Here is a 15,074-nt window from a genome sequence, read left to right on the forward strand (position 1 = left end):
TTAAATAGTTAACAATGCAAAGAGCGCTATTGGACGTATACAGTCGCTGATTAGGCATGTCAAGAATAGATGAGGGAAATTAATATCACTACTAACTGAATTAGGAGTTCAACCACTCTAATAATAGTTGAAATGCCGAGATAAATTCGGCATTGGGATGGCAAGGGGAAGCAATGAATAAGAAAAAGCATTATACTAATACTTACTGTACGAATTAGAAAGGTTTAGGTGAGCATATTGAATAATAACGATATATTAACTCGACTAAGATACGCACTCGACATAAAAGACGCAGAAATGGTTGAGATTTTCGCACTAGGCGGAATCGAAACAACAAAGACAGAAGTCCAAGACATGTTATCGAAGTCAAAAGTTAGTGCGGATGGAGAAACGCCAGACGAAGAGTACATTAAAATGATCGACAACACGACATTAGAGTCATTTTTAAACGGGTGTGTAACATTAAAAAGAGGACCGCAAGAGGAAACTCCTGAGACTCTCAAAAATCAGTTCTTAATGACAGCCGACAATAGAAACGTAAATAATATCTTGCTCAAGAAGATGAAAATTGCACTTTCCTTAACTAGTGAGGAAATGATTGAAATCTTAAATGACGTAGGTGTCACGGTGTCAAAAAGTGAATTGAGTGCGGTTCTTCGAAAAGAAGGACATCGGAATTATAAAGAGTGCGGCGATCGGTACGCAAGAAACTTCCTAAAAGGATTGGCCTTAATTTACCGAGCATAAAACATATGACAATCTAGGTAGGCCCCGAATCGTTATCGGAGCCTACCTTTTTTAGTTGCTCTGCAGATAATATGACAGCGAATACGTGATAAGCTATAATCATGAAGGTTGCAGCCACCTTTCAACTAGAGAGAGGGGAGTATCTTTGATTTCACTACATAATGTTAGTAAAAGTTTTACCGGTGTTCCAGTCATTCAACCCATTTCACTCTCGATTGCACAAGGTGATATCCATGGCATCATTGGAGCAAGTGGTGCAGGAAAGTCGACGTTGTTGCGACTCATGAACTTGTTGGAAACACCAGATGATGGAGTAGTTGAGGTGAACGGCCAAAAGTTGACCGCACTCAACGCCAAGCAACTTCGGGAAGCTCGTAAATCGATCGGGATGATCTTTCAACACTTCAACTTAGTGGCCAATAAAACCGTGTACGAAAATGTGGTTGTCGCACTTGAACTCGCAAAGTATCCTAAAGATGAACGTCGGAACCGAGCCTTGGAGTGTCTGCGATTTGTTGGACTTGAAAGCTTTCAGGCCAAGTATCCCGCGCAACTAAGTGGCGGTCAAAAGCAGCGGGTTGCGATTGCAAGAGCGCTTGCGAACCACCCGCATGTGCTGTTATGTGATGAACCCACTTCATCTCTTGATCCCCATACGACCGCTGAAATCCTCACAGTCTTAGCGGATATCAATCAAAGACTTGGGGTCACCATTGTCCTTGTGAGTCATGAGATGGAGGTCATTAAAAGCATCTGCAACCGTGTAACTGTGCTTACGGAAGGGACTGTCCATGATACGTTGTCCATTACACCTAAAGGCATTCAGGCGACGGAAAGCTCTGCGAATCACTTTGTAGAACAGCTCATGAAAGATGGTGATCGCGATGCCTGAAGTACTCGTTCAATACCAAGCTGAAATTTGGCAGGCGATTGGAGAAACGTTCATCATGGTGGGGGTTTCCATCCTTGCGGCTATTCTAATTGGGCTCCCTGTGGGAACGTTGTTATACCTTTGTCGTAGGGGACAAGCTTTTGAAAATCAGGTTGTTTTTTCGGTTGTCAACTTATTAGTGAATGTGGTCCGTTCCTTTCCGTTTCTATTGTTAGTCGTCTTCTTAATTCCTTTTACCAGACTTCTGATTGGAACAGCAATCGGCACCGCAGCTGCAACTGTGCCACTTTCAATCATCGCGATTGCTCATTACTCTCGTTTAGTGGAACAAGCGTTATTGGATGTGCCAAAAGGTGTGATGGAAGCGGCGATTTCGATGGGCGCTTCTTTGAAAGAACTCATCTTTAAGTTTCTTTACGTGGAGGCCCGTTCCGGACTCGTCCTCGGATTAACGACCTCTATCATTAGCTTCATCTCTTATTCGACTATTATGGGAGTGGTAGGAGGCGGAGGAATCGGTGATTTTGCGATCCGCTATGGCTATCAGCAGTTTAAGACAGATTTAATGATCTATATGATTGTGATCATGATCATTCTGGTACAGCTCATCCAATTTACGGGGACGTCTGTATCTAGATGGATAGACAAAAGATAAAGAACAGGAGAAAACAATGAAAAAACTTCTTTTATTTTTAGCGTTGAGTATGATTCTTGTAGTAGCAGCAGGCTGTAGTAAATCGGATTCTGCCAATGAACCTGAAAAGGCTCCGGCAAAAGAAGACGAAGTTGTTACATTGAAAGTCGCGTCATTAATTCCACCAATGACGGAGATTCTTGAACTGGTTAAACCGAAATTAGCGGAAGAAGGCGTTGACCTTGAAATAGTTGTGTTGGGGGATAACGTTCAACCGAACAGTGCACTTGCTGCGAAAGAAGTAGACGCAAACTTCTTCCAACACGTTCCGTATATGGAAGAGTTCAATCGCAACAATGATGCGAAACTGGTTCCGATTACTCCCATCTATTTTGCCAATTATGGCGTCTATTCAAAAGACTACGACACCATGGGCAAATTACCGAAGGGTGCGAGCATTGCAATTGCAAATGATATTTCAAATATTGACCGATCATTAGCATTACTAGCACAGCAAGACATCATTTCGCTAAAAGAAAAAAATGGACCTTACTATACCAAAGCAGATATCTTAGAGAATCCGAAGAACTACGAGTTCAAAGAAGTGGATTTACTGATGCTTGCGAGAATGTATGATGACGCAGATGCAGTCATCATGACCCCCGCTTATGCAGCACCACTGAACCTGACGCCGAAAAGCGATGCACTCCTAACTGAAGGCGTCGAAAATGACTTTGCAATCACGCTAATTGCCCGTGATGATAATGCAGATTCGGAACCGATTCAAAAGTTATCGAAAGCAATGACTTCCGATGAGGTCCGTAAGTTTTTGGAAGACAACTACGACGAAACGGCAATTCCAGCATTCTGATTAAAACATAAAGAGGCTTTAAGAGCGGGGATCCCTGTCTCTTAAAGCCTTTTCCAATTCCGTTCTTTCCACATTGTTTTTGTATCTGAACAAACAAAAGGGACTTTCGCAGAAATCAGTTCTCACTGACTTTCTGGAGAGTCCCTTTTATAGGTTGCCCTGTTCAATTTGTTTAATGGCTTCTTCAAGCCAATAAATGGTGTGATCAGACTTTGTTGTAAAGTATCCAATAAGCAGTTCATTGAGATTTTCACTTTTTTTGTCTCTACGAGTAGTGTTTTCAAAATTCATGATACGATCCCAATGCGCTTTATAATGGGCCAATCTCTCTTTTAAAAGGATTACTACTTTTTCAGAATCAACGTATTTAATGTTAGCTAAGCCGATTACAATGTCATTAATGTCGTTGGCAGCTTCAAATAACTTATAAATCTTTTTGGGGAACTCTTCACGGCCTTTAGCCGTAATCGCGAATACTTGTTTATCCGGTCGATGTTCTTCCTTTATGATTTCAACAGGTTCAATTAAACCGTGTTTTGCCAGAGCATCGAAGTGATAGTACAGCTTACTCTCTGTGATTCCACCTAATTCGTCCAATGGAATGGGTTCAGACATTTGTTTTTTCAGCTCATAAGGATAGGTTTTTCCTATCATTAGTTTGCTTAATATAAACACTTGAATGCTCATTCGCAATGCCCCTTTAATAAGAATAAATTATTCTTATTATAACATGATTAAGACAACACTTTAGTAATTTCTTCGATTTCAGTCCTTGTTGCGGACTTGTCAGTTGGTTTGGACTTGTGAACGGTCGCAACGATTATGATATTTATGACCATTGCACCTAAACCAACTGCAGCTAGAGACCAAAGGAATGGACTTGGACTAATGCTTCCATATAAATCTGCTAAGTAACCTTGTACTGAATAATACATAGGTGTGATATGACTCGCCCATTCATATGGCTTGTACATCATATCACGTGAGATGACTGCCCCATTTGCTAAAGTCTGTACGAAGATTAGTGGGATATTGAGAATCATACCAGCTGATCCAAATAAGAAAATTAGAATCGCTGTGAAATTGAAACTTGCCATGTAGATCAGAGTTTGATGACCTACGATACTCAAGAATAAGCTTCCATCAGGTTGGTTCACTAAATAGGTGATTCCTGTAGCGGCTAGTGAAGATAACACTGCTATTAAAAGAGCCGTCAATTGTAAGTAGATGAATAGTCGCGTCTTGCTAGCTTTTCCACGGCTTTCTTTAAAAGCTTCTACTAATTGCATGGATCCAATCATAGCCCCGATATAGCTCGCCATTGTTAGGAACATAGGAAGCATATTGTTATGCATGCCATCTGGTATTTTGTTAACGGTTACCACGTTTCCGACATAAGCCGTTTCAATTTTCTCGGCTAATTCAGCGGCCTGCTTTTCAGGTACATTAAAATTCATCAAAACGCTTTGTGCAGTTTGTTGAGAGAATTGCTCACTCAGCTGATTATTAATTTCTGTAACGACTGACTTCATAGAAGAAGAAATGACTGTTGCTCCTGCGTCATTAATTGTAAAGTCGATACTAGATGATGTCTCACCGTTTTGCATATCCGAAGAAAATGATTCGGGAATATGAACGACTAAAGCTAAATCATTTTTTTCTAAATCCTTTAGTGCCTGTTTGTTTTTGATATCTGTTTCTATATCTTTAAAAGGTAAGTTTTCTTGTAATTGATCAGCAATTTTTGCCCCATAGTCACCTGCATCATCATTGACGATTGCAATCGGTAACTTATCAATATTTCCTGGAATAGCCGTATAACCTGGCAAGAAGACCCCTAGCATGGCAATCGCATAGAATACCCCCATAATGATGGCGGCAATGGAACCTCTTGTTTTTAGAAATTGTGTGAATTTCATGTGTTTTTCCTCTCTCCAATTCAATATACACTTTAACTTAAGGACTTTAGAAAAAGTACTTTGTTTAAAGTATCTCATCATTTTATTCTTTTTCCTTAGGAAGTCAACTATTTTGATTGGATAAGGATCAGATGGAATTTGTAGCAAGTGAAATGTGAAAGTGCTAAATCAGCACAACAACTATCATATGAATGGACTAGCTACAGCGTATACTGATAATCAGGAGTGATGAAATTGAATGAGTGTATTCAGCAAATGATTGATTGGATAGAAGACAACTTACAAGGGGAGTTCTCATTGGACGAGTTAGCAAGTCATATGGGGTATTCCACATACTACTGCTCTTTTAAGTTTCATCAAGCAACCGGTATTAGTGTGCGGCGTTACATTTTGCTTCGAAGATTATATTTGTCTACAGGAGATTTAGTAATGAATCGTAAAATCATCGATATCGCTGTTGATTACAACTATTCATCGCAAGAGGCTTATAGCAGAGCTTTTAAATCAGTTTTTGGTGTGAGTCCAAGAGATTTTCAACGCCATCAAATGCCAGTTCAATCAATTGCCAAACTAATAATTCATCCAGGAAAGGACGGAGATAGTATGAATACTCGTAGAGAAACAGAAGTAGCAAACTTGCATAGTGAAAAGAGTGAATTATTTGACCGGGATGTGTTGAATATCTTAAATGGGGAAGTCATGTATGAGGAGTTCAAAAATAAAAAACTGATGGGAAATTCCGATTATGCCCCATTTAATGAAGCGATGTGTGTCCATGAAACGACAATTCCAATTTTCGATTCCACATTCATTGAAACACGTGCTTTAGGACATCATGTCTCTATGGAAAGTTACATCTCTAAAGTAATGCAACCTTTAATAAATCTCAATCAGAAAAACTATAATTATATAGTTTTGTGGTTTGGTGAAGATATGTTTTGTCAGATGAATCTTCTAACCGTTCTTGCGTATCTTGAGCAGTCGGATTATAAAGGTACGGTGTATTTAAATAGTTTTAGAGAGGACGAATTTAAAGTAACTCAAACTGAACTTGCTTTAGGAACCTATTATTCAGTCTATGAAGACGTGCTTGTGAATCACAAGAAGCCGAAACATAAAGTGCTGCCTGTGTTGTACCAGGCAATCGAGTTGTATCTAGAAATGCAGACAGAAAACAATCCTGTTACTAAATACATTGCAAGAAATAAACAATTGTCTCAATCCGAATTGCTTAAGCGGTTATTTGAGGTTTTCCCGATGATCGGGTATGGAGACACTCAGTATATAGAGCTGATAAATAGAGCACAGTAAGGGAATATCACTGAGCTTGTTTAGAAGAAGCGCATAAGGAGTGCAGCTGTACCAGTGGATTAGTAAACCGTCAGATCGTGCAAAGTAAAATATAAATTTCTGTTTAACTCGTACGTACTACTAATAAAATAATCCGTATCACGAGTAAACCAAAAGACCGCAACGCACGGGTCTTTTGGTCTTTAAAAAGGGTCTGATTCAACTAATCTCATTCAAGACTATTCTCAAGTTCTAAAGACACGCCTACACAATTCCAATTCCTTAATAGGAAGTCCAGCCTCCATCTACACCAATTACCTGTCCATTCACGAAACTCGCAGCATCCGATCCTAGGAGGATGGCCAACTCTCCTACTTCTTCAGGCTGTCCGACGCGCGGGTTCAGGGACATACCAAGTGATTGGCGACGTGCGCCAAACTCGCTTATATTTTTCATGGAAGTACTGATATTGGTCGCTACGGCTCCCGGGGCAATCCCGTTGCAGCGAATGTTTTTGTCTGCGTACATGAATGCCGTATTTTTTGTTAGACCGACGACTGCGTGCTTTGATGCTGTGTACGCAGCTCCCGCACGACCACCGTAAAGCCCGCCTGCAGAGATGTTATTGACGATAGCGCCGTGTCCTTGTTCCATAAATAGGTTGACCGCAATGCGCATCGATTTCATGACGGCCGTAGTGTTCACAGAGAAAACTCGTTCCCATTGTTCTTCTGAAACTTCTCCAACAGGCTCCATCCCATCCATGATACCGGCGTTGTTTACAAGGATGTCCAATTTACCAAATGCTTCTTTTGTTTCATCGAATAGCCGTTGCACATCCTCTTCAGATACCACATTTGTTTGAACTGCAATCGCTTCTGCACCTAAAGCTTTAATTTCTTCTACCACAGCTTGAGCACCCTCCATGTTGATGTCGGACACTACGACTTTCGCACCTTCCTTTGCGTACCCTACAGCAATTGCTTTTCCCATACCGGATGCTGCTCCAGTGACGATGGCTACTTTTTCTTCTAATCTCATTTGAATCTGCCTCCTCTGATTTTACTGTACACCTGTTCAATAAAATTATAGTATTGAGTGTGAGTTCTTACAATAATCAAATAGTTGATAGTTGTTCATTAAGAAACAGAACTATTAAAAGCTGTTCAATAAGAGGTGAAAAGGGATGCGGACAGATTTGCGTGTGATAAAAACAAAAGAGGCATTGCACAACGCTTTGTTGGAGGTACTAGATGAAAAGAGCTTGGACACCATTTCTATATCAGAAATATGTAGAAAAGCAAAGGTGAACAGAGGTACTTTTTATTTGCACTATACTCAAGTGGAGGATCTATTTGAAGAGTACTTTAAAGAAATCACTGCCGATTTGGCGAGATCCTATCAAGAACCGTATCGCCATGTGACTGTATTGAAAACAAAAGAATTAAATCCTGATACAATACGTATTTTCCATCACATTGAAAAATATCAGCACTTCTACCGTATTGTATTTTCAAAGAAAGTCCCATTACTGTACTATTATTTATTGTTTGAAGAAATCAAACAATTATTGCTTAAGGATCAAGAAGCGATATTGCATGAAGAAATTGACCGCGAGCTGCACTGTTCTTATCAGGCGAATGCCATCATTGGAATCATCATTGATTGGTACCATAAGGATTTCATCTATAGCGCTGATTATTTAAACCGACAACTCGTCCAAATCGTAAATATACAATCAGGTAATTCCAAGGGTACTTGATTGCATTCCGTTTATGATTAAATGAAAAATTACAAAAGCAGGTGACAACTCATGAACCGAAACGTAATTGACGCACACATCCACTTAGATATGTATGAGGATTATGAACGTGTCCAAATTCTAGAAGAATTAGAAGCAACGTCTGTTGAATCATTAATTGCAGTCTCAAACAATTTAGCTTCTTCACTTAGGCAGTTGGAGTTTGCTCGAATGGACAGTCGGGTTAAACCTGCTATCGGATATCATCCAGAACAGTCGCTGCCGAGTGAAAGGGAGCTTGAAGGAATTATGCAGCTCATTGATGATAAGCATGACTGTCTTATTGCAATAGGAGAAGTAGGTCTTCCATATTATTTGCGTCAGGAGGAGCCGGAGATAGATGTAGCGCCTTATGTGAATTTACTTGAGCGCTTTATGCACAAAGCGGTAGACTGTGATTTACCCATCGTGTTACATGCTATTTACGAAGATGCTGAGCTTGTATGTGACATGTTGGAAAGCTATCACATCACACAGGCGCATTTCCATTGGTTTAAAGGGGATGACGCAGTTCTAGAGCGTGTTCTTCGGAATGGGTATGTTCTATCGGTTACGCCCGATGTTACGTATGAACAAGAGATTCAACATATAGTCAAACAAACCCCACTGTCGCAACTAATGGTGGAAACAGATGGACCTTGGCCATTTATAGGCCGATTTGCAGAGAAGATGACTCATCCATCCATGATGCACCATAGTATAGAAACAATCGCAGATATTAAGGGGATGAGAGTAGAAGAAGTTTATCGACAAATCTATGAGACAACCCGGAAATTTTATAGGATATAATGGTCGTGAAGAGCTGAATAGATTGGCACATCAATTTAAACTGTAATCATACGGAACACGAGATCATTTCACTTGGATGATCTCGTGCTTTTTTGTCGGGGGAGAATATCTTCACCCTAATTCTCTTACGTGTTGTAAGTTAAACAAACGGTTGGAAATAGCTTCTCTTGAGATTCTTTAATTATTCACCCTCCAATGATACGATAACGTTATGAGAAAGCATGGAGGTGCAGAAACTTTATGTTCTTGGAGGATTGGAAGAAACAACTAAATGACAATGAGTCATTGTTCATTGGAGAAGAAACTGCATTTCGCGCGGCGGTATTGGTGCCGCTCGTTCAAGAATCAGGCGAGTGGCATGTAGTTTTTGAGAGGCGTTCCCTGACAATGCGTAAACAGCCGGGAGATAGTAGTTTTCCAGGAGGTCGAATTGACTTGGCAGACGCTTCGCCAATGGATGCTGCATTGCGAGAAACGCATGAAGAATTAGGGATCGATCCAGATACCGTCAACATTATTGGAAAGCTGAGTCCATATATTGCATCTCCTTCGTTTGTCGTCTATCCCTTTGTTGCGGTGTGTGACTACAATGAAATTATCCACTCATTTAATAAGGACGAAGTCGAAGAAGTCTTTGCAATTCCGTTGAAGTGGTTACTTGACCATGAACCTGTTCTTCACAGAGTGCCGGTTCAACCCGCGCCCTTGCCTGACTTCCCGTTCGATAAAATCTACAATGGTGAGCAGTACCAATGGGGAAAGCGTTCACAGGAAGAATGGTTTTATGAATATGAAGAGTATATTGTTTGGGGATTGACTGCTCGGATATTAAAGCACTTTATCGATTTGATTAAATAAAATAGTATCTCACATAAAGGAGCCATGAAAATGAGAGAAAAGAAGTCATGGACAGTAAAGATCCTTGTAGGAATTGCAGCGTTACTGCTGATTGCGATAGCTGGATTCTTCATCTTCGTCAGTACTTCCTATGAGGCAATTCCATCTGCAAAGAAAAGCTTAGAAACAGATGATCAGTTAATAGTTAAAGACGAAGGAGATATTCTATTTGAACCGATTTCCGAGACGCGTGATATCGGATTTATTTTCTATCCTGGCGCGAAAGTGGAGGCACCTGCTTACGCAACGATGGCAAGAGAAATTGCAGCGAAAGGATATCCTGTTATTCTTGCAGACTTGAGATTTAACTTAGCGATTCTTTCTCCCAATCATGCGGATGAGATTATAAGTAACCATCCTGAGATTAAAAGGTGGGTCATTGGTGGCCACTCATTAGGTGGTGTGATGGCGTCCGATTATGTGCTGGATCATGAGAATGTAGAAGGGCTTGTGTTACTTGCATCCTATCCTCAAAGTAAGACTGATTTGAGCAAGTCATCGTTAAACGTGTTGTCCCTTTGGGGAAGCAACGACGAGGTGGCAGATCTGGAGAAAGTGAAAAATGCAAAGGAAATCATGCCCAATGATGCGGAATTCATCGAAATAAAAGGTGGGAATCACGGTGGTTTTGGAGAGTATGGTCATCAAAAAGGCGATGGAGACTCTTCGTTGTCAGGGGATCAGCAAATTCAAGACACCGTTAAATACATTGTGGAATTTTTGGGAGAACTGAGCGAGTGAAGAGAATCTTGCTTACCTTAATGCAAAAAACCTGCATGCAGAAAGTTCATCCACATGCAGGGTACACTTAAATCACGAACATAACACAACGATTTGATAAGGCGTCGTCTGAGCAGGGATACTCCGAGTTGTTGCACCATATACGACAAGTAGATCTCGATTGGCCAGGTTTCCAGTGAAAGGCTGCCCATTCTGCAGGACGACTTTAGTAGCTGGATTCATGTTCAGCTGTAACGTGTGATCACTGCTTACTAACTGATCATCAAAATGATCGACTTTCACAAATTGTCCTCGTACATTTTTGCTTACAATTAACGCATTGAATTGGGGTGGAAAGATAAGAGGCGCAGGTGCATCACCGTCGTAAAATCCTGTTACCTGATCCCCGACTGATACGACTTCGTGATCGACAAAGTAAGTTGTCGGAGCCACTACAAAATTCACTACGTTTCCATAACCATTATCAACTGACATTAGCTTATAACAGCCCACCTCGTTATACTGACCGATAGAAAAGTCATTAATGGCAGTCACGATGCCAGCAAAGGCTTGATAGTTTATCATTTCAATTCCCCCCACTATATGCTTGAGTTACGTCTACATAGAGTATGCCTGCATTCCAACTTAGTGAATCCTAGGATACGAATAGTACTGTAAAAGAGTAAGCCAGTTGCGGCTTGCTCTTTTTTATAAAAGTTTTGAAATGGCTGTATACCTTTTGCGAATTCGATTGTTATATAGGAGAGAGGAGCTTAGCGGACACATGACAGAAGAAGACCTATTATCGATGCTATACAAAGATAAATATTTGTTTATCCAAAACTACTTGATGAAGCTCGGTTCCTCTCTCCCAGATGCCGAGGATATTGGGCAGAACACATTTACGAAAGCCATCGTCAATAATATCCACACTACGATGGAGAATCCGATTTCTTGGCTATTCCGTGTTGCAAGAAACGAATACTTTACGTTATGCAAAAAGAAGAATCGGGAAATTGTGATGTACATCGAGCCAGATGGAATTGAGCAATTGCTGTCGATAGAAGATGGCGAGTCCATTTTACTCGGTAAAGAAAGCAGAGCGGCCATTCAGCACGTGTTAGGTGAGTTAACTCCTGCTTTTAGTAATTTACTGTTGTTTAAATATGAATTTGAAATGTCCTATGAACAAATCGCATCACTGCTCGATATGAAAGTTGATACAGTCAAAACCTCTTTATACAGGGCACGCATTGCATTCAAGAAAAAATGGAGTGAAAACGATGAGAAATTCTGATAACGATCTCGATGCAATCTTTAATCATGATGATTCAACCAATCTATTTAAACAAGCAAAACGGAAGAACATTCAACAGAACGTGGTCATCAATTTAATTCTAGTACTTTCAACAGTTGCTTTTCTAGTCATCATCAAGTGGTGGATCACCCCCTATCTATTGACACAAGATACAGCAAAAGTGGAAACCTATTACACGGTGTTCGGAGCAAATATGTATGTCGGTCAATGGCAAGAACACCCCAAGTTACTAGGATCGAGTGCGACTGCTCCAGTTTACAAGTTAGTAGATGGTATCCCTGTCGAACTGAAAACCGTTCAGCACAAAAATAATACGGTAGATGCGTTCGTTTCCAGTGAACATGGAGTGTTTCGAACGAATGGGAAGAAGGTGACGACGTTCATGCATCCAAATGTGGTGTATAAGGAATACAACAAAGACTTAACATCCCTTCAAGAGGATACGTTGTATGAAGTGGCGCTGTCATTTAGCAGATCCTTCACTCCCGAAGAACTTGAAATTCAATTCCCTGAATCACTTACACCCTCTTGGCTATGGCTTGATGTATTTGACGAAAATGAAGTGAAGACGATGCAAAAAGAGCAACCCATTTTCACTGAGGATGAAGTTGTCGGCATTTCTACAGTAGATCAAAGTGGAGCCCGTTTCGAAAATCCTGCAGAACACTTTCAAGAGGATTTGAAACTTTCGATTTCCAAAAATCGAGGAACAGATAAAGAGATTCTGATGCAAGTTCAAGAAGCAATTGATCGTGAATCTCCAGAAGTAATTGGTGCTGTTGTTACAGGATCAGCAAATGATTTACAACAATTACAACAACTCGACTTCGTAAAAAATATATCAATCGGAGCAAGTGTGCACAACTAGAGGAGGAACATGTCATGTCTAACATAGTTCGAAAAGTCATCTTCATCATTGCAGCGCTTGCAGTTAATATAAGTGCCGTGAGTATTATATCCTTCTTTTTATTTGGAGCAACTTCAATCTTTTCAATAGATGTATTGTTTGGTTTGTTGTTGCTTACTGCATCTAACATTCCTGTCATCATCCTGTATCGAGCTATGAAGAATGAGAGGGAAACTAGTTATTTAACGGCATTACTTGGAGCAATTGGCGTTTGCATTGCATTCATCACGTTAGCGAATATTTGGACACTCACAGTTCCAATCGTTATTTTCAGTGTCAGTATTCTAATTGCATTGGTTTTCAGTATTCGTAAATAAGACGTCTATCGTCCCAAATAGAATGAAAAAATCCTCCGAAATGGGTACTCTACATTTCGGGGGATTTCTTGTGCTAATGAATTTTTATAGGGCTTCCAGAGAAACCTCTATGTTGTCTCGCGTCGCTTTTGAGTATGGGCAGACCTGGTGAGCTTTTTCGACTAACTCTTTCAGCTGGTCTTTTTCAATACCTGTACCTTTAACTTGAAGTTTCACGGCTAACTTAAAGCCTTGGTCCGCTTCGTCTTTCTGGAGGCTGACATTTGCAGTGACTTCAGATTCGAATTTTACTTTTTCTTTGCCAGCGACTAATTGCAGTGCGCTGTCAAAACATGCTGCATAACCTGCAGCAAACAATTGCTCAGGGTTTGTTGAGCTTTCTAGTTTTTTAGCTCTAGGAGTTCCGGGCATTGCTGTATCAAAGCTTACGACATTATCGGAGGATTGAACGTGTCCTTCACGTCCACCGTTTGCAGTTGCAGTTGCTGTGAATAGTGTTTCTGACATGATATCACTTCTCCTTATTTTCTATTTAGTACGATAGATAGTGTTTACCCTATGCTCAAGTTTTTAAGCATAGGAAACAGATAGGTATTGTTAATGCCTAATTCAAGTCTTCAATAACCCTCAAGATTTCTTCCATGTACGCAACTATTGCTATAATGTAAGAGAGTCAAAAGCGAGTGCTGAACTTTGAACACTCTATGTTGGATGTGAGCTAAGTCAGATCCAAAACAATCGATCTTAAAGATAGAAAGCAGGGACTTTATATGAATAAAAAAGACATTGCTGATATTCGTAAACAATTTAAAGTAGATACGGATTTACTCATGATTACAGACATTTATAATGTTTACGTTCGCCAGGAAAGCGATGAAATCTATCACGAGGAGAGCCAAGCATTCGGGTTAATGGAGCTGGAGCAACAAGAATTATTTTTAGCGAACTTTAAAAAGGTGTTAGGCGGAAAACTCGCCATGAAACTATTCGAGGTGCGATTTGCGGAAGTAAAAGAAGGGCAGACAGACAATACCCAACAGCTCTTGTACGCAGGACTCCATACAAAAGAAGTGGATGATTGGAAAGAAAGCATGCAGTTGATCGCACAGAAAATGGTCAAGGACACTCAGTATGAAAAAGACTTGGTCATTACGTTCATTCGGGGGAAGTATTATAAACCGACGAAAAAGAACTTGGAAGAGTTGGAAATGGCTGAAGGGGACGAGGCGTATACAACACCTTTCATTCTTTGTAGCATGAATCACACCGAACTACCGAAAAGTTCACTCGTGTTCGACTTTATCGAACGAGAGTTTAAGTCCAGCGAGATGACTGATCCTGTCGTCAAATTAGCCTCGCCTATTGGTGGGTTTTTGTTCCCTTGTTTTACGGATAATGCAGCGGATGTGAATCACATTTTGTATGCTGCGGGTAAGGCGAACAAACCGGATTATCAATTTATCGAGAATGTGCTAGATGGCGAAGAAATCATGACGGCTGAAGATGACAAAGCAGTGTTTGAAGAAATTGTTAAGCACGTTGTGGGAGATGAAGTCAATACCAAAATGCTGGCCAACGTTTATGATGAACTCAACCGAATGACGACCGTGGAAGACGAAGGTGAAGATGAGGATTACGTCCCGACATTGGATACAAAAGAATTGGAACGCGTATTGAAATTGAGTGGAGCAGAAGACGTCGATACCGAAAAAGTACAACAGGCATTCCAATCTGTAGTTGAAGATGAATCCTATGAGTTGAAAGCGAGCCACGTTGTCCCGAGTTACACATCAAAATCTATAAAAATCAGCACGAAAGTCGCAAATATTTCAATCAGCCCACAAGATTTAAAATACGTGAAACAAGTTAACTACAACGGCAAACGCTGTCTCTTAATCGAGGTAGAAGAAGATACGATGATTGAAGGATTTACGTTGATGGAAGAAGAATTGTTTGAATCGTAAGTGTGTAG

Annotated in this window: 18 protein-coding genes; 13 read left to right on the forward strand and 5 right to left on the reverse strand. The window is 40.4% G+C overall.

Translation table 11 applies throughout. The annotated features are described in order from the left end of the window. Positions 1–228: 228 nt before the first annotated feature. From ACR65F_RS08725 to ACR65F_RS08740, 4 genes are all read left to right on the forward strand, one after another. On the forward strand, positions 229–747 hold the full coding sequence (locus tag ACR65F_RS08725) for a YehS family protein (protein WP_440504101.1): 519 nt from the start codon (positions 229–231) through the stop codon (positions 745–747). A 145-nt stretch (positions 748–892) separates the two neighbouring features. Next, a complete protein-coding gene (locus ACR65F_RS08730) occupies positions 893–1,639 on the forward strand; it encodes a methionine ABC transporter ATP-binding protein (protein ID WP_052245690.1) in 747 nt (248 codons plus the stop codon). Further along, the gene (locus ACR65F_RS08735) at positions 1,632–2,294 is read left to right on the forward strand and encodes a methionine ABC transporter permease (RefSeq protein ID WP_440504103.1); all 663 of its coding nucleotides are present in this window, start codon (positions 1,632–1,634) and stop codon (positions 2,292–2,294) included. Before ACR65F_RS08730 ends, ACR65F_RS08735 begins: the two co-directional genes overlap by 8 nt. 16 nt (positions 2,295–2,310) lie before the next feature. Beyond that, positions 2,311–3,144, forward strand: a complete 834-nt coding sequence (locus ACR65F_RS08740; protein ID WP_440504105.1) for a MetQ/NlpA family ABC transporter substrate-binding protein — start codon at positions 2,311–2,313, stop codon at positions 3,142–3,144. 147 nt (positions 3,145–3,291) lie between these two features. Here the strand turns inward: ACR65F_RS08740 and ACR65F_RS08745 are convergent, their stop codons facing one another. Together ACR65F_RS08745 and ACR65F_RS08750 are read right to left on the reverse strand one after the other, a co-directional pair. Then, positions 3,292–3,831, reverse strand: coding sequence for a PadR family transcriptional regulator (locus tag ACR65F_RS08745; RefSeq protein ID WP_039041394.1), 540 nt, complete (start codon positions 3,829–3,831; stop codon positions 3,292–3,294). Positions 3,832–3,878: 47 nt separating this feature from the next. Next, entirely contained in the window at positions 3,879–5,063 is a 1,185-nt protein-coding gene (locus ACR65F_RS08750) for a YhgE/Pip domain-containing protein (RefSeq protein WP_125101100.1), read from the reverse strand. A gap of 234 nt (positions 5,064–5,297) precedes the next feature. Here ACR65F_RS08750 and ACR65F_RS08755 point away from each other — a divergent pair, with 234 nt between their 5' ends. Further along, on the forward strand, positions 5,298–6,374 hold the full coding sequence (locus ACR65F_RS08755; RefSeq protein WP_440504106.1) for a helix-turn-helix transcriptional regulator: 1,077 nt from the start codon (positions 5,298–5,300) through the stop codon (positions 6,372–6,374). A 261-nt stretch (positions 6,375–6,635) separates the two neighbouring features. Here ACR65F_RS08755 and ACR65F_RS08760 read toward each other — a convergent pair whose 3' ends face one another. Further along, positions 6,636–7,394 (reverse strand): SDR family oxidoreductase, encoded by a 759-nt coding sequence (locus ACR65F_RS08760; RefSeq protein WP_440504108.1) that lies wholly within the window; start codon positions 7,392–7,394, stop codon positions 6,636–6,638. 145 nt (positions 7,395–7,539) lie between these two features. On the opposite strand from ACR65F_RS08760, the gene ACR65F_RS08765 reads away from it, so the two are divergent. The 4 genes from ACR65F_RS08765 (at position 7,540) to ACR65F_RS08780 (ending at position 10,581) form a co-directional block, all read left to right on the forward strand. Continuing rightward, the gene (locus tag ACR65F_RS08765) at positions 7,540–8,115 is read left to right on the forward strand and encodes a TetR/AcrR family transcriptional regulator (protein WP_440504109.1); all 576 of its coding nucleotides are present in this window, start codon (positions 7,540–7,542) and stop codon (positions 8,113–8,115) included. A gap of 51 nt (positions 8,116–8,166) precedes the next feature. After that, positions 8,167–8,943 carry a TatD family hydrolase gene (locus tag ACR65F_RS08770; protein ID WP_440504110.1) on the forward strand — a complete coding sequence of 259 codons (777 nt, stop codon included), beginning with the start codon at positions 8,167–8,169 and terminating at the stop codon, positions 8,941–8,943. Positions 8,944–9,183: 240 nt separating this feature from the next. Further along, positions 9,184–9,801 carry an NUDIX hydrolase gene (locus ACR65F_RS08775; protein WP_440504112.1) on the forward strand — a complete coding sequence of 206 codons (618 nt, stop codon included), beginning with the start codon at positions 9,184–9,186 and terminating at the stop codon, positions 9,799–9,801. Between the two features lie 30 nt (positions 9,802–9,831). Beyond that, positions 9,832–10,581 carry an alpha/beta family hydrolase gene (locus tag ACR65F_RS08780; RefSeq protein ID WP_440504114.1) on the forward strand — a complete coding sequence of 250 codons (750 nt, stop codon included), beginning with the start codon at positions 9,832–9,834 and terminating at the stop codon, positions 10,579–10,581. Between the two features lie 72 nt (positions 10,582–10,653). On the opposite strand, the gene ACR65F_RS08785 is transcribed toward ACR65F_RS08780, so the two are convergent. Then, positions 10,654–11,145 (reverse strand): hypothetical protein, encoded by a 492-nt coding sequence (locus tag ACR65F_RS08785; RefSeq protein WP_125101094.1) that lies wholly within the window; start codon positions 11,143–11,145, stop codon positions 10,654–10,656. Positions 11,146–11,344: 199 nt separating this feature from the next. On the opposite strand from ACR65F_RS08785, the gene ACR65F_RS08790 reads away from it, so the two are divergent. The 3 genes from ACR65F_RS08790 to ACR65F_RS08800 are packed head-to-tail and all read left to right on the forward strand — an operon-like array spanning position 11,345 to position 13,102. Then, complete coding sequence (locus tag ACR65F_RS08790; RefSeq protein ID WP_440504116.1) at positions 11,345–11,857, forward strand: RNA polymerase sigma factor; 513 nt, start codon at positions 11,345–11,347, stop codon at positions 11,855–11,857. Further along, entirely contained in the window at positions 11,844–12,746 is a 903-nt protein-coding gene (locus tag ACR65F_RS08795) for an anti sigma factor C-terminal domain-containing protein (protein WP_440504118.1), read from the forward strand. Before ACR65F_RS08790 ends, ACR65F_RS08795 begins: the two co-directional genes overlap by 14 nt. A 14-nt stretch (positions 12,747–12,760) precedes the next feature. Further along, the gene (locus ACR65F_RS08800) at positions 12,761–13,102 is read left to right on the forward strand and encodes a hypothetical protein (protein ID WP_440504120.1); all 342 of its coding nucleotides are present in this window, start codon (positions 12,761–12,763) and stop codon (positions 13,100–13,102) included. A gap of 84 nt (positions 13,103–13,186) precedes the next feature. Here the strand turns inward: ACR65F_RS08800 and ACR65F_RS08805 are convergent, their stop codons facing one another. After that, positions 13,187–13,609: an organic hydroperoxide resistance protein gene (locus ACR65F_RS08805; RefSeq protein ID WP_039041405.1), complete on the reverse strand. Its 423-nt coding sequence runs from the start codon at positions 13,607–13,609 to the stop codon at positions 13,187–13,189. A gap of 263 nt (positions 13,610–13,872) precedes the next feature. Here ACR65F_RS08805 and ACR65F_RS08810 point away from each other — a divergent pair, with 263 nt between their 5' ends. Further along, positions 13,873–15,066, forward strand: a complete 1,194-nt coding sequence (locus ACR65F_RS08810; RefSeq protein ID WP_125101089.1) for a DUF4317 domain-containing protein — start codon at positions 13,873–13,875, stop codon at positions 15,064–15,066. Positions 15,067–15,074 lie beyond the last annotated feature (8 nt).

The organism is Sporosarcina sp. SAFN-010 (assembly GCF_059415065.1).